Origin of the sequence: Prochlorococcus sp. MIT 1223, from assembly GCF_034092465.1 — a bacterium.
Lineage (GTDB): Bacteria > Cyanobacteriota > Cyanobacteriia > PCC-6307 > Cyanobiaceae > AG-402-N21.
This window is the reverse complement of the sequence record NZ_CP139303.1, coordinates 1,188,661-1,203,028: the sequence shown is the minus strand read 5'-3', so window position 1 is coordinate 1,203,028 and position 14,368 is coordinate 1,188,661. Positions and strand designations below refer to the sequence as shown.

The following is a 14,368-nucleotide window of genomic DNA, read 5'->3' as shown; positions in this document are numbered from 1 at the left end:
ATTAATAAATATCTTCAATGGAAGTAAAAGAATAACCCTTTAAGCTCTATTTCTTGATTCTAGCTTTTGTGAATATATTAAAGATCTTAACCCTGCTAATAAAACCCATCCAACAAGATTAATGCGACTATCAAAAAAAGGCATATCCGTACCATGAAAACAAACAAGTAAAAAAGTAGATGTCCACCATGCTCTATCAAAACTTAAATTATCATTGTCTATATTTCGATTTTGATTAACTACTAAAACACCACGCAGCAAAGCAATGATTAACAAAGAAGCTACCATTCCCACAATAGATATAGAAACGAGCAATCCATGAGATACAGCTAATTCAATAGGCAAATTATGCGCATGTCCATGCCACAAACCTTTACGTATCGGATATAAAACTGAAAAAGCTGCGGCACCCCAACCGAACCAAGGTTTATCTTTAATAAGTCCAAAAGCAACATTCCACTGAGCAAGACGAGTTCCTTCAATTGGTCTAGAGTCAACAAATCTCATATCATTTAAGCGAGACCACAGATGTTTTGGAACAATTTTTCTTGCTAATTCTTGAAGACCAGTATCAATTCCTGGAAGTACTGCCAAAGCAATTGGTAATAAGATGATAAAAAATAAAGGTAAGAACCAAGTCCAATTAATAGGTCCTAATACAAAAGGAATAGCGAATATTAATCCTCCCCAACCATTTCGAGAATCTGTCATGACAAGTGCAATAAAAACTGCCATGACGAAGCAAAATACAAAACTTCGTTTCCTTAAATTTAAGAAAGGCTGAATCAAGGCAGCTAAAGACAATGGCCAAACTACTACTAACCAAGCAGCAGCATAATTAGCATGCTCAAATAAACCTGATAAACGTCCCTCCGGCTCACCACCAGCACTAATAAACCAAATAATCAAACCATTAAATGTTTGCCAAGGACCATCCCAACCAAGCCATAACTCTCCAAATCCGGTAATCAAAAGAGGTACAGTACCAAGAATCAAGCAATATGCTGAACGTCTTCTTAAGTCTGGAGTCCGAAGATAAGGTTGAAATCCCCAAAAACACCAAAAAAGAGGAATCCAATTAGCCAGTCCAAGCCAAGCCAAAGTCCCTGAATACGCATGAAAACATCCAATTATCATTAAAAGCGCAGTTGATATTAATAAATAATTCCATTTGTCTTCCCAAAAGGAAATCTCTCTATGACAAGGTTTTATAAAACTAGAACTTAATAAAAAGATTGATCCTAATAAAGCACTTGATGGAAGTAGGAAAAGGCCAAATTGAAAGAAGTAACTACCTACACGATTAGTAGAAAGTGATTGAACGATATGTGCTCTATCAATTTTTATCATGCAAATACCGCAGTCCTTCCGCGATAAACCATTACTTGTCTACATAAATGCAATCTCACAGCATTCGCAAGAGTTATACGCTCTAAATCTCGTCCTTTTCTAACTAAATCTGCTACTTCATCTCGATGACTAACTTGAGCTACGGATTGTTCGATAATTGGCCCTCCATCTAAATCTTTAGTGACATAATGTGCGGTTGCTCCTATAAGTTTTACTCCACGATCCCAGGCCTGATGATATGGTTGAGCACCTTTAAAAGCTGGTAAAAAAGAATGATGAATATTAATACAAGAAGAAATTTGCTCTAAAAAATCGCTACTTAAAATTTGCATATATTTAGCTAAAATTGTGATTTGAATATCATGTTCTAAAAGAAGATCTAATATTATCTTCTCACTTTGACGTTTATTTTGAGGATCCACAGGCACATATTTAAAGTTGATATGAAATTCATTGCACAAATTTTCTAAGTCTTGATGATTTGAAATTACAAGAGGGACTTCCATTTTCAACTCTCGACTACTAGCTCTCCACAGTAAATCTAATAAACAATGACTTTGCCTGCTAACAAGAATAGCTACCTTTGGAATTTCATCAGAGAAATTTAATTGTGCTTTTCCATTTAACTTTTCAGATAAAATGCCTATTTCTTTCCTGATTCGATTTCTTTCTATAGAGAAACCTGCTAGATCCCATTCAATTCGACTCAGGAAAAGACCCGCTCCTAAGTCAGTATGATGATCTGCATGAAATATATTTCCATTATTTTTAGCAACCCATCCAGATAATTCACTGACCAAACCTGGTCGATCCGGGCAAATGAATTGCAAAATTACACTCGTCGAGTTCAAGTATTTTAGATTTAAAATTTCATTCTCTCGCTCATAGCATCTAGTGCCAAATAAGGAGATAAAATTACTAGTGATTCCAAACATCTCTGCTTAAAAATAAACACTGATTAAATCCATGAGATGTAGTGAAATCGCTGTTATTGGAGGTGGCATCGTTGGATGCACTACTGCATTAGAACTAGCAAAAGAAGGGCATAATATAACGATAGTTGATCCAAGCTTTGGTAAAAAATCAAGCCTGTCTTCGAACCTAAATGGAACTCAAGCTTCCTTAGGCGTATTGATGGGAAATATATACAAGAAATCAAAAGGAAGAAGCTTTGAACTTCGAAGGCGAAGTATGCTCTTATGGCCAAAAATAATCCAAGAAATATGTACCGAGAAAGATGATTTAAAAATAGAGTGTCCACTAATTCGTCTAGCAAGTTCAAAAAAAGAAAAGGAATATATAGAAGAATTAATTAAAAATAAAAAATCTTTTAAGATTAAACATATAGATAAAATTTCAACTGAATATTTTTCAAAGGTGTTAAATATGAATATTTTGGGAGGTCTAATTTCATATCAAGATGGAAGAATTAATCCATTAAAATTAATGCACTTATTAAAAAATAAATTACATAAATATAATGTCTCATTAATATCAAGAAAAGTAATTGCTCTTCAAAGGTTTAGTGAAAGTAATAAATTAAAATGGGAGGTATTTTTATCCGATGAAAATAAACATGTATACGACATTGTTATTATTTGTGCAGCATTAGAGAGTCAGAAATTATTAGCACCACTAGGACATAACGTAGACATGGAACCAGTTGTAGGACAAGCATTAAGACTACGTTTTAAAGAAGATTTAAACTTAGAAAAATGGCCTGCTGTTCTCTCAGTAAATGGTATTAATCTGATAGTGAGTGACAATCAAATCATAACAATTGGTGCGACTGTAGAAACCGGAGCAATGGGAAGTCCTCAAAATTTATTAGCAATGAAAAACTTAGCTACGAATAGATCCAATTTTATTGAAAAAGCATCTTTCGAAAAACATTGGGAAGGAGTACGTGCAAAACCGATTGGCAAACCTGCACCAATTCTAGAAACACTGGAACCGAATTTAATAATAAATACTGGTCACTACAGAAATGGTTTATTGCTAGCTCCAGCTTGTGCTGAGTGGGTAGGAAAGGAAGTACAAAAATTAATGCAAAATAATATTATTTAGTTTCTGTAAACTCAGCATCAATTACATCATCTCCATCTGTAGAAGTATTGGTATTAGTTCCTGTACCTTCAGCAGCTTCGGAAGCAGCGTTAGCTTGCTGATAAACAGAAGCACCTAATGAATATAATTCCTTCTGTAAATCCTCTAGCAAAGTTTTCATTGTTTCAAAATCATCTTTTTCTGTAGCTTCCTTAAGTTTAATTCGTTTATCTTCAACTTTTTTCTTTGCCTCTTCATCAATTTTGTCTCCTAATTCACTCATTTGCTTCTCAGCTTGATAAACAAGTGTTTCAGCTTGATTTTTAATATCTATTTTCTCTCTCTTATCCTTATCAACAGAAGCATTAACTTCTGCATCTTTAACCATTTTTTCTACTTCGTTATCAGACAGAGTTGAAGCACCTGTAATAGAGATACTTTGCTCTTTCCCGCTACCTTTATCTTTTGCATTAACACTTAGAATTCCATTTGCATCAATATCAAAAGTAACTTCAATTTGGGGAACGCCTCGCGGAGCAGGAGGAATTCCATCTAAACGAAAAGTGCCCAAACTTTTGTTATCTGATGCCATTTCTCTCTCACCCTGCAAAACATGTATTTCTACATTTGTTTGACCATCAACAGCTGTTGAATATGTTTCTGTTTTTTTTGTAGGTACAGTTGTATTCCGTGTAATCATTTTTGTCATTACTCCACCTAGAGTCTCAACACCTAAAGAAAGAGGAGTGACATCAAGCAAAAGAATATCTTTAACTTCACCTGCAAGAACACCTCCTTGAATTGCCGCTCCAACTGCAACGACCTCATCAGGGTTAACAGTTTGATTAGGATCTTTACCCGTAACACGTTTAACAAGTTCCTTAACAGCAGGCATACGTGTTGATCCACCTACCATCACAATTTCATCAATCTCGCCAGTAGATAACTTTGCATCTTTAAGAGCTTGCTCAACTGGTACTCTGCAACGATCTATCAAATTAGATGCTAATTCTTCAAATTTAGCTCTGGTTAAATTCAAATCTAAATGTTTAGGACCTTCAGGTGTTGCAGTTATGAAAGGTAAATTGATCTCACTTTGAGTTGCATTAGATAATTCAATCTTTGCTTTTTCTGCTGCTTCAGTAAGTCTTTGTAATGCCTGCTTGTCTTGTCTTAAATCAATTCCTTCATTCGCCTTGAAAGTAGCGGCCAAATGATCAACTATAACCCTGTCAAAATCATCTCCTCCAAGATGAGTATCTCCAGAAGTGGATAAAACTTCAAATACTCCATCTCCAACTTCAAGCACTGAAACATCAAAAGTACCTCCTCCTAAATCAAATACTAAGATCCTTTCATTACTTTTTTTATCTAATCCATAAGCTAAAGCAGCAGCAGTAGGTTCATTAATAATTCTGAGAACTTCTAAACCAGCAATTTTCCCTGCATCTTTTGTCGCTTGCCTTTGAGAATCATTGAAATATGCAGGAACAGTGATGACTGCCTGTGTAACATTTTCACCGAGATACTTACCAGCGTCTTCTGAAAGTTTTCTTAAAACTTGAGCACTAACTTCTTCTGGCGAAAATTGCTTATCTAGAATTGGACATTTTAATTTCACGTTAGAACCCGCTTTTTCTACTCCATAACTAACTTCTTTAGATTCCTCATTTACCTCGTCAACTCGACGGCCAACAAATCTCTTAGAAGAATAAAATGTATTTTCAGGATTCATTACAGCTTGCCGCTTAGCAATCTGGCCAACTAATTGATCCTGATTTTTTGTGTAAGCAACTACTGATGGAGTGGTCCTAAAACCTTCAGCATTTGCAATAACTGTTGGTTTACCACCTTCCATAACAGCTACACAGCTATTAGTTGTTCCAAGATCAATACCAACAACTTTCGCCATGAGTACCTAGCTCCTAAATGAATGCATCTTTCATTAACAGAGATATCCTCGTCAGAGAGCCCACTTAGAGGCGAGGCGTGGTTCCCGAACAGCTACGCATCCTGATCATCAAACAAAAAATCAATGAGCACAATTTCAGGTCAAACAAAACTTGTAGCCGTACTAGGTAACCCAGTCAGGCATTCAATCTCTCCTGTTATTCATAATGCTGCTTTTTCAGAAATGAATCTTGATTGGTCTTATTTAGCAATACCTTGTAAACCTGAAGATCTTAAAGAAGTTACAAATGCCTTACTTAAAATGGAATGTGTCGGATTAAATATCACCATTCCGCATAAAAGAGAAGCGATAATGCTATGTGAAAAAGTAACTTCAACAGCGCAGCAAATTGGCGCGGTCAATACACTAGTAGCAAATAGAAAAGGTGCTTGGAATGGTTCCAACACAGATATAGACGGTTTTATAGCTCCTTTAAAAGATAGAGATTGGAAAAAGAAAAAAGTGATAATATTAGGATGTGGAGGTAGTGCAAGAGCTGTTTTAATAGGAGCAAAGCTGCTGGACTTTGAACAATTTGTTATAGTTTCTAGGAATAAATATAAAGTAAAAGAATTTATAAAAGAAATGGAACCAAAACTTATGTTAAATAGAAATCAATCAATTGAAATAATAGGACTGTCTGAAGAAGATGAAGAAATTGAGCAACATATTAAAAATGCTGATCTAATAGTCAACACAACGCCAGTTGGCATGTTTCAAAATACAAAATCATCTCAGAAAATGCCTTTGGGTCCAAAAATTTGGAACAACCTCAAAGAGAGCACTACTCTTTATGATTTGATTTACACACCAAAGCCAACTGATTGGTTAAGAAATGGTGCAAAAAAGAATTGCAAAACAATCGATGGTTTGGAAATGCTGATTGAGCAAGGGGCTGCATCATTAAAATTATGGAGTGGTATAGAGAAAATTCCAACGGAAGTTATGAGACAAGCTGCACTAAAATATTTGAATAAATAATTACAGCAAAATCAAAGATATGGTGAAAAGTTTTTGGGAAAAAGTTTTTAGTAGTTTTATCTACATGCTTCCATTAAGTGATGCTATACCTTTTGGAAGATACTTAATTAATGATTTTTCTTTCATTCAGTTCTTATTCTTGCCTGCATTACCGATAATAATTCTTGAAAGAATAATTCCATTTGGAAGCTTATTGATATTTATTCTTCTTATTTTCGCGGTAGTTAGAAATCCTAAGTTTTCATATTTTATTAAATATAATGCTATGCAAGCAATACTTATTAATATTTCATTAATAATTATAAGTTTTATCTTCGAAATTTTATCTCAATCTGTTGGGAGTAGTCTTTTAATTAGAACGCTTTCGAGCACTATTCTTATTTCAATACTAGCAATAGTTATCTTTTGTGTATTTGAATGCGTACAAGGAAAGGAGCCGGATCTTCCACTAATTAGTGAGGCTGTCAAAATCCAAATTTAAAATAATGACCATCAAGATATAAGCTGGTAGATCCGTCGCTCAATTAAAAGAGCCCTTAGTCCCTGTCGGAATCTTTAATTATGTCTGATCCAACCTATTACGAAACAATGTACATCCTTCGTCCGGATATTCCTGAAGACGAAGTAGAAAGTCATTTGAGCAAATATACAGATCTTCTAAAAAAAGCTGAGGTGCAGGTTCTTGATAGTCAAATGCGTGGCAAAAGACGACTTGCATATCCAATCTCAAAGCATAAAGAGGGGATTTATGTTCAATTAAGTCATCAAGGTAATGGCCAACAAGTAGCTATTCTGGAGAAAGCTATGAGATTAAGCGAAGATGTTATTCGTTATTTGACTGTTAAGCAAGAAGGCCCACTTCCAACGCCTAAAGCGAATACACAAGTTGAGGAAAAGAAAGATGAAGAGACAAAAGAAATAAAAGAAGAAGCAAAAATTGAAGAAAAGGCAGATGACAAAGGTGTAGAAAAAAAAGAAGAAGAAAAAAAGACTGAAGCCAAAGCAACTGAAGAGTCTAAAAAGGAAAAAGATAGCTAATTATTTATTTTTTTGTTTTTTTCTCATCGCCCATAACCTGTTAGGCAAACCCCAGATATAAATAAATCCTTCTGCAGCATTATGCTTAAAGTTATCATCACTTCCATAAGTAGACATATTGGAAACATATAAACTGGTATTAGATTTTCTTCCAATAATTGTTGCATTACCTTTGAATAGTCTGATCTTTACAAAGCCATTTACATCATTTTGAGTTCGATCAAAAAAACCATCTATAGCATCCTTTAAGGCACTAAACCATAGTCCTTGGTATACCAATTCAGCCCATTTTATTTCTAGCATTTGTTTCGTACGAATAACATCAACTGGTAATGTTAGGCTTTCTAATTCTTGATGTGCACGTATTAACAGTAATAATCCAGGGGTTTCATAAATTTCCCTGCTTTTAATTCCAACCACTCTATTTTCAATCATATCAATACGTCCAAAGCCATGAATTCCTGCAATCAAATTCGCCTTGCGCATTAATTCAACAGGGTCTAAAGAAACTCCATTAATCGAAACTGGATTACCTTCTTCAAAACCAATCAAAATATCCTCTGGTTGATCAGGTGCTTCTTCTATGGAAGAAGTTATATCAAATACTTCTTCTGGTGGACAAACAAAAGGATCTTCAAGAGGTCCTGCTTCTACGCTCCTTCCTAAAAGATTTAAATCAATTGAATAAGGAGATTTCTTGCTAACGGGAGCAGAAATTCCATATTTTTCACCATATGCAATAGTTTCCTCTCTACTCATTCCCCACTCTCTTGCTGGCGTTAAAACCTTCAGATCAGGAGCAAGGGTCGCTATGGCTAAATCAAAGCGAACTTGATCATTCCCTTTTCCTGTACATCCATGCGCAACAGCATCAGCCCCTAATTTTCTTGCCACATCAACCAAATGCTTAGCAATCAGTGGTCTTGCTAATGCTGTAGACAATGGATAACGGCCTTCATACAGAGCATTTGCTCTAATAGCTTGAAAAGCAAAATCTTTTATAAAAGGCTGAATTAAATCACCAACAAGAGATTCAGAAGCGCCTGCTAACAATGCTTTGTCTCTAATCGCGTCCAGTTCATCTCCTTGCCCTAGATCCGCAGCAAAGGCTATTACATTCTCAATACCATATTCATTTTTCAAAAAAGGAATACAAACACTCGTATCAACCCCGCCTGAATAAGCAAGTACAACCTTTTTAACCATGCTTAAATTATTCACCTATCAAAAAGTTTAAACTTTTAAACACTAGAAAGTATGCATAAGAAAGAGAAGAATCGAAAATAACTACAAAAGTACTAGTCCCAAGGCTGCTTAATAGACTGACCAGATTTCAAATCTCGCAAAATACCTAGGCCCCAAACAGCCATATAACCAAATAAAGTCAATCCCAATACAACAAGTGTATAAATCAACCAAGTTTCAATATGCTTTCCAAATACAAAGCCATCTGCTGCATCTGCATTGCTAATAAAAGCAAATAAGCATAGAAAAAAATTCAAAGCCAGAGTATGTAAGATTTTTAATCTAATAGAACCTGCTCTTAGTTAACAGACCAAAACATTAATTATTAATTGTCTGCTTCACGAAAGCCAAAAACAAATATCCCAAAAGCAATTACAAATGAAGGGCCAAAAAGAAGTAAAAAAATCAGCCATGGTCTTATTAAAAAGGAATCCGGATGAATGAAGCCCCAAAATCTAAAAGCAAAGCTTGTAAGCAAAGCAATGCCCCAAATCAGCAAAATTAAAGAAGTCTTTAGGGACACAAAAGAAATAAACCTATACTTAATGCATTATGTTAGTTAGTCGGTCTCGACATTCAGTAATGGCCAATCTTGAAAAAATCGACCTAAGTGCATTAGATGAAATCAATCCAGCTCTAACTCGTTATGGCAGAACAGAACCAGCACCAGTTTTACCATTAAGAGAAGAACCAGATTTATTATCTTGGCTTGAATCAACTGGTCGTCTAGTCGCAGATGAAGATTCAGCAGATCAAGAAGTAAGTACTATCGAAGAAGAAGAGCTCTCTGCACTAATGGGCGAAAAAGAAGACTATAAAACGGACGAAGATGAAAGCTCTGAAGAAGAATGGGAAGAATAGCTCGTATATGAAATTTTTTCCCGGATTAGTAAGTACTTTAAGTTGAAGACCTTATCTGAAAAAATAACTAATATAACTTATTGGTTTAAAGATAAAAATAATATATCTTTTATTTTTCTATTATTCATAGTTTTTACCGCATGTGTACTAACAGACTTATTTACCGCAAGCAGTTTACTTAGCTGTTTGCTAATTATATCAACTACTCTTTCTGGATTAGCAACAAAATATGGATTATTAGTATTAAAAAATTTTCAATTTAAACAAATAATAAGGCAAGAAGGTCCTCAAAATCATCTAAAAAAAGCTGGCACCCCAACTATGGGAGGACTTTTAATAGTTCCTACAGCTCTTTTAATCGCCAATTTAATTAATATTAATAATGCTAATTATAATCAGATTTTGCTGCTCAGCTTGTTAACAATTGCATTTATGCTAATTGGATTAATTGATGATAGTCAAAGTTTAATAAAAAATACAAATATAGGTTTATCGGCAAAGTATAAATTATTTCTACAAGCAACAATTGGGTCTTTATTTTTAAAAGTTGGAATAACAGAAAATTGGATTAATTCGAATGTCTATTTATTTTTAAATTATTCTTATGAAATAGGATTATTAATAATCCCTTTGTGCTTATTTGTAATACTTGCAGAGAGTAATGCAACGAACTTAACGGATGGACTAGATGGACTAGCCGCTGGATGTGGAGGGTTAGTTTTTACAGGGATAAGCATACAATTAATCCTCAGAGAGAATTACAACGATTTTTCAATTCCTTATTTTTGTATAGTGATGGCTGGTAGTTGGCTTGGATTTCTTTTTCATAACAAAAACCCTGCCAAAGTTTTTATGGGTGACACAGGATCTCTTTCTATGGGAGCAGCTTTAAGTGGGGTTGCTTTATTAACTAATAGTTTATTCGCTTTACTATTAATGGGAGGAGTTTTTGTAGCTGAATCAATTTCCGTAATTTTACAAGTTTGTACTTTTAAAATAACTAAAAAATTTTATGGGAAAGGGAAAAGATTATTTTTAATGTCCCCTTTGCACCATCACTATGAATTAAAAGGAAACAAAGAAGCTCAAATAGTCAAATATTTCTGGCTAACCAATCTAGTCCTAATATGGATGGGTCTTTTAATAAGCTCTACATTATAAGGATAAAAGTTAATGAATTATTTCACCTGGAAAGAAACCGGCCTTACTAGTGATTGCACTTCACTAGATGCAATGGCTTCAAGGTTTGAAGAGTCAGCGAGATTAATGAGAAAATTAGCTGCTGAGGGATTTTCTCTAACAATCAAAGAAAAGAAACAATTAATCATGCATTCTGATCCTAAAATATTTACACATTGGGGATTTATTAATGAAGAGTCGCCATATAAGCAATTATTATTAATTTCTGAAGAGATTTAATCTCTATCAAAATCTAACCTGAAAGAAACGTTTTTTAAGATGCGTATTTTACCTAAAACAATCTTACTCCTTGGGAGTGGGGAACTTGGGAAAGAAATTGCAATAGCAGCTCAAAGACTGGGATGCAAAGTAATAGCATGTGATAGATACCCAAATGCACCAGCAATGCAAGTTGCAGACGTAGCTGAAGTGTTAGATATGAATGATGGTAATAAACTTAAAGATATAATCTTTAAAAGAAAGCCTGACATAATAGTTCCAGAAATAGAAGCGATTGATGTAGAAACATTAATTGAAATTGAAAAAAAAGGTGTCAAGGTAATTCCTAATGCACAAGCAACAGCTATAACAATGAATAGAGATAAAATTAGAAATCTAGCTTCTAAAGAATTAAAGCTAAAAACCGCTAAATTCGAATATGCAAATAACAAAATTGAACTTGAAGAGAAATCTAATTATTTCCAATACCCATTAATAATTAAACCAATAATGAGTTCATCTGGAAAAGGTCAAAGTTTGGTGAAAACAAAAAAAGATTTAATAAAAGGTTGGGACTTTGCTATGGAAGCATCCAGAGGACACTCTAATTGTGTAATTATAGAAGAATTTATTGAGTTTGATTTCGAAATAACACTACTCACTATTCGGCAAGAAAATGGTCCTACATTATTTTGCGACCCTATTGGCCATGAACAAGCTAACGGTGATTATCAATGCAGCTGGCAACCTGCCAAAATGAAACAGCCATTGTTAGAAGAAGCAAAACAAATGGCAAAACAAGTAACAGATAAGCTAGGCGGTTTTGGGATTTTTGGAGTCGAATTCTTTATTCGTGGTGAAGAAGTGATTTTTTCTGAATTATCACCTCGACCACATGATACGGGTCTAGTTACTATTATCACTCAGAATTTAAATGAATTTGAACTACATATAAGAGCTATCCTAGGATTGCCTATACCCAAAATTATTAGAAAAGAAGCAGGAGCAAGCAGAGTTATTCTTGCAGAAAGTATAATGGATAGTATTAACTATGAAGGAGTAGATAAGGCGTTGAATTATGAAGGTACTCAATTGTTTCTTTTTGGAAAACCTAGTGCAAAAGAAAATAGACGTATGGGTGTAGTCTTAGCAACTGGTGAAGATATTAATCATGCGAAACAAAAAGCAGACAAGTCAGCAAGCTTAGTAACACTAATCAACTCTAAAAACAAAACTAACGGTTGAGAAAAAAACGATAATGATTAAATCCTTTAATTAATCCATCCTGAGACTTAGACGCAAAATAGACTCGTTTTTGGGACCTATATCCATCTAACGAGGGATCATGCTCAGCCGGTACAAGAGTCGTTGTTAAACCTGTGATCAATTCTGCATCACCTTGTTGGCTTGCTACTACAAATACTTGCTCTAATGACAAATCCCAACGTATCGCCAAATATCTAATAGCCTCAGCTCTAGAAGCCCTTAAAGGAACAACATCTAAATACCAATGACAACGCAAATAAGGCATTGCTGCATACCCATTTTGCCTTAATCGTTTTCTCACTAAAGGTAAAATTGATTCATCTGGCTGTTTAACCAAATAGCTCAACTTGTATTCACTTTGTTGCTCTATTCGTTGAGGTTCTAAATAATCGGTTAACTCAGACAGAGCATTTTCTACGCCTTCTCGATCCCAATCAATACAAATAGATGATTGCCAGAATATATCTTCTTGACTTTCTTGATGATAATAAATCTCAGTACCAGCTCTACAAATCCAAACAGATGGATCAGGTAAATGTAATTCCGAAAATCTATATCTAGCTGATTTAAGAGAACGTCCAGTTAAAACTCCTAATTTGTTTATGACCTTCGAGTTTTCTTTTGCAAGTCCATTTCTTAATAACGATAAACTATCGCCATCAGGTTTTTCTAGATTGCTATCCAAATCTAAAAATAACAATCTTTGGCCTAAAGGATTTATTTTATGCTGGTTTCCAATAATCCAACTTCTATTTTGAACATCTTTAAGACGTCTTTCCATTAAGGCTATGTAATTACAAACATGTGCGTCCCAAGTGAAATGTCGTGAAATCGCTTCAATTCCATTATTACTCCAAGTAATCCATTTACTATTCTTGGATCCTGCTATTTCAAGAGTATCTTGTAAAGACTCTAAATCTGAGACATCCGCAAGTAGCCCATTGTTACAGCTAGCTAATATATCTCTTGGACCTCCATCATCAGTCGCCACCATAGGCAAACCACAGGCCGCTGCTTCAAGCAAAGTCAAACCAAAAGGTTCAGTTAGCGCAGGATTTACAAACAATCCTCCTTTATTAGATGCCCATCGATAAATTGAAGGTATTTGATCGCGACGATGGTGTTTAGGGTATGCAACCTTCCCATATAAATTATATCGATCAACTAAATCAAAAATTTGCTGGAAAACATCTCTTTGTTGCTTGTCTAATTGACGCGAGTCCTCACGGCAACCTAAAACCAAAACAAGATTGTGCCTTTGTCTAAGAACAGAAGAACGTCCATAAACTTCAACCAATGCAGGAATATTCTTTTTTGGTACGGCTCTTGAAATAGCCAAAAGAGGAGGCAAAGAAATATCTCGAAGAAAAGGATCTAATAAATCGTCAACTGCCTGGGTCTCAGTCGCTATATGGGTTGAATGAAATCGTTTAGAGTCAACACCAGGAGGAATAACTTCTATACATTGAGATCCTGATTTGCCATAACGGGAATATTGATGATCAGCTTCTTGTTGGGTACTCGTAATTACTAAATTAGAATGAGCTAAAGCTAATTCTTCTGCTTCAATACGACGACTTATAGAAAAATTTTGCTCGATTTGATCATAGTCAACACCCGCAGCAAGCATCCTTCGTTGTTTTTCCCGTCCTAGAGAATGTCCTGTAAAAACAAGTGGAATACCCAATCGTCTATTAATTAAAGCTCCTACGTAACCAGCATCTGCATAATGAGCATGAATCCAATCAGGAAGTCTGTCTTGTTCTTGAAGATGATTAACTAATAAATCTGCTAAATCGTCTAAATATGGCCACAACAATTCCTTTCGGATATAACGTTTAGGTCCAAAAGGAAATCTTAAGATTGAAGCACCTGGAGAAATAAACTCCTTGCTCTGAGAATAATCAGAAGAAACTTTTCTATCCTGAATTAAACGTGTAACTAAATCAACTTTTTCAACTTCTGGGCGAGACGCTAATCCCTTAACTAGCTCTAATACATAAAGAGTCTGGCCTCCTGTATCTGCATCACGTCCCAATTCAAGGTCATGTGAACGGATTAATCCGTGAATATTCAAATGTAGGAGTTGTAAGCCCATCTCACATCTCCATAAACTTCTGCATCCTTAAGTCATTTCGAGCCATTTAAAACTTAAGAAAAGATAACGGATTTAGCCCTGGATAATAAGAAATCAAAGAAAAGGCAATGGCTATAGGCGATTAGAGAGATTAT

The 14,368-nt window shown here is 34.9% G+C and carries 15 protein-coding genes; 8 read left to right on the top strand and 7 right to left on the bottom strand.

From position 1 onward, the window contains the following. Positions 1-39 precede the first annotated feature (39 nt). Together SOI85_RS06430 and purU are read right to left on the bottom strand one after the other, a co-directional pair. The gene (locus tag SOI85_RS06430) at positions 40-1,350 is read right to left on the bottom strand and encodes an O-antigen ligase family protein (protein ID WP_320663587.1); all 1,311 of its coding nucleotides are present in this window, start codon (positions 1,348-1,350) and stop codon (positions 40-42) included. Beyond that, complete coding sequence (gene purU, locus SOI85_RS06425) at positions 1,347-2,201, bottom strand: formyltetrahydrofolate deformylase (RefSeq protein ID WP_320663586.1); 855 nt, start codon at positions 2,199-2,201, stop codon at positions 1,347-1,349. Before purU ends, SOI85_RS06430 begins: the two co-directional genes overlap by 4 nt. 115 nt (positions 2,202-2,316) lie before the next feature. Here purU and SOI85_RS06420 point away from each other — a divergent pair, with 115 nt between their 5' ends. Continuing rightward, entirely contained in the window at positions 2,317-3,417 is a 1,101-nt protein-coding gene (locus SOI85_RS06420) for an FAD-dependent oxidoreductase (protein WP_320663585.1), read from the top strand. On the opposite strand, the gene dnaK is transcribed toward SOI85_RS06420, so the two are convergent. Continuing rightward, the gene (gene dnaK / locus SOI85_RS06415; RefSeq protein ID WP_320663584.1) at positions 3,410-5,308 is read right to left on the bottom strand and encodes a molecular chaperone DnaK; all 1,899 of its coding nucleotides are present in this window, start codon (positions 5,306-5,308) and stop codon (positions 3,410-3,412) included. The genes SOI85_RS06420 and dnaK overlap by 8 nt on opposite strands. A 123-nt stretch (positions 5,309-5,431) precedes the next feature. Between dnaK and SOI85_RS06410 the strand changes: the two genes are divergently transcribed. The 3 genes from SOI85_RS06410 to rpsF all read left to right on the top strand — a co-directional run bounded on the left by SOI85_RS06410 (position 5,432) and on the right by rpsF (position 7,366). Beyond that, on the top strand, positions 5,432-6,328 hold the full coding sequence (locus tag SOI85_RS06410; RefSeq protein WP_320663583.1) for a shikimate dehydrogenase: 897 nt from the start codon (positions 5,432-5,434) through the stop codon (positions 6,326-6,328). A gap of 19 nt (positions 6,329-6,347) precedes the next feature. Next, positions 6,348-6,809 (top strand): Tic20 family protein, encoded by a 462-nt coding sequence (locus SOI85_RS06405; protein ID WP_320663582.1) that lies wholly within the window; start codon positions 6,348-6,350, stop codon positions 6,807-6,809. Between the two features lie 80 nt (positions 6,810-6,889). Continuing rightward, positions 6,890-7,366, top strand: a complete 477-nt coding sequence (rpsF, locus tag SOI85_RS06400) for a 30S ribosomal protein S6 (RefSeq protein ID WP_320663581.1) — start codon at positions 6,890-6,892, stop codon at positions 7,364-7,366. On the opposite strand, the gene SOI85_RS06395 is transcribed toward rpsF, so the two are convergent. The 3 genes from SOI85_RS06395 to SOI85_RS06385 form a co-directional block, all read right to left on the bottom strand. Beyond that, the gene (locus SOI85_RS06395; RefSeq protein WP_320663580.1) at positions 7,367-8,572 is read right to left on the bottom strand and encodes an argininosuccinate synthase; all 1,206 of its coding nucleotides are present in this window, start codon (positions 8,570-8,572) and stop codon (positions 7,367-7,369) included. It abuts the gene before it with no gap. A 92-nt stretch (positions 8,573-8,664) separates the two neighbouring features. Then, positions 8,665-8,868 (bottom strand): cytochrome B6, encoded by a 204-nt coding sequence (locus SOI85_RS06390; RefSeq protein WP_320663579.1) that lies wholly within the window; start codon positions 8,866-8,868, stop codon positions 8,665-8,667. Positions 8,869-8,936: 68 nt separating this feature from the next. Beyond that, the gene (locus SOI85_RS06385) at positions 8,937-9,134 is read right to left on the bottom strand and encodes a hypothetical protein (protein ID WP_320663578.1); all 198 of its coding nucleotides are present in this window, start codon (positions 9,132-9,134) and stop codon (positions 8,937-8,939) included. Between the two features lie 59 nt (positions 9,135-9,193). Between SOI85_RS06385 and SOI85_RS06380 the strand changes: the two genes are divergently transcribed. The 4 genes from SOI85_RS06380 to purT are packed head-to-tail and all read left to right on the top strand — an operon-like array spanning position 9,194 to position 12,115. Continuing rightward, a complete protein-coding gene (locus SOI85_RS06380; RefSeq protein ID WP_320663577.1) occupies positions 9,194-9,472 on the top strand; it encodes a DUF3134 domain-containing protein in 279 nt (92 codons plus the stop codon). Positions 9,473-9,514: 42 nt separating this feature from the next. Then, positions 9,515-10,633 (top strand): phospho-N-acetylmuramoyl-pentapeptide-transferase, encoded by a 1,119-nt coding sequence (gene mraY, locus SOI85_RS06375; RefSeq protein ID WP_320663576.1) that lies wholly within the window; start codon positions 9,515-9,517, stop codon positions 10,631-10,633. 12 nt (positions 10,634-10,645) lie between these two features. Then, entirely contained in the window at positions 10,646-10,891 is a 246-nt protein-coding gene (locus tag SOI85_RS06370; protein ID WP_320663575.1) for a hypothetical protein, read from the top strand. A 39-nt stretch (positions 10,892-10,930) separates the two neighbouring features. Next, positions 10,931-12,115 (top strand): formate-dependent phosphoribosylglycinamide formyltransferase, encoded by a 1,185-nt coding sequence (purT, locus tag SOI85_RS06365; RefSeq protein ID WP_414477784.1) that lies wholly within the window; start codon positions 10,931-10,933, stop codon positions 12,113-12,115. Here purT and SOI85_RS06360 read toward each other — a convergent pair. Beyond that, a complete protein-coding gene (locus SOI85_RS06360; protein ID WP_320663574.1) occupies positions 12,105-14,234 on the bottom strand; it encodes an HAD family hydrolase in 2,130 nt (709 codons plus the stop codon). The two genes, purT and SOI85_RS06360, sit on opposite strands and share 11 nt — an antisense overlap. Positions 14,235-14,368: the final 134 nt, after the last annotated feature.

Bases quoted from the DNA above. Each gene is read 5' to 3' on its own strand.
- SOI85_RS06430 (WP_320663587.1), bottom strand. From the start codon at position 1,350: ATGATAAAAATTGATAGAGCACATATCGTTCAATCACTTTCTACTAAT.
- SOI85_RS06420 (WP_320663585.1), top strand. From the start codon at position 2,317: ATGAGATGTAGTGAAATCGCTGTTATTGGAGGTGGCATCGTTGGATGC.
- dnaK (WP_320663584.1), bottom strand. From the start codon at position 5,308: ATGGCGAAAGTTGTTGGTATTGATCTTGGAACAACTAATAGCTGTGTA.
- SOI85_RS06410 (WP_320663583.1), top strand. From the start codon at position 5,432: ATGAGCACAATTTCAGGTCAAACAAAACTTGTAGCCGTACTAGGTAAC.
- SOI85_RS06405 (WP_320663582.1), top strand. From the start codon at position 6,348: ATGGTGAAAAGTTTTTGGGAAAAAGTTTTTAGTAGTTTTATCTACATG.
- rpsF (WP_320663581.1), top strand. From the start codon at position 6,890: ATGTCTGATCCAACCTATTACGAAACAATGTACATCCTTCGTCCGGAT.
- SOI85_RS06395 (WP_320663580.1), bottom strand. From the start codon at position 8,572: ATGGTTAAAAAGGTTGTACTTGCTTATTCAGGCGGGGTTGATACGAGT.
- SOI85_RS06380 (WP_320663577.1), top strand. From the start codon at position 9,194: ATGGCCAATCTTGAAAAAATCGACCTAAGTGCATTAGATGAAATCAAT.
- SOI85_RS06370 (WP_320663575.1), top strand. From the start codon at position 10,646: ATGAATTATTTCACCTGGAAAGAAACCGGCCTTACTAGTGATTGCACT.
- purT (WP_414477784.1), top strand. From the start codon at position 10,931: ATGCGTATTTTACCTAAAACAATCTTACTCCTTGGGAGTGGGGAACTT.
- SOI85_RS06360 (WP_320663574.1), bottom strand. From the start codon at position 14,234: ATGGGCTTACAACTCCTACATTTGAATATTCACGGATTAATCCGTTCA.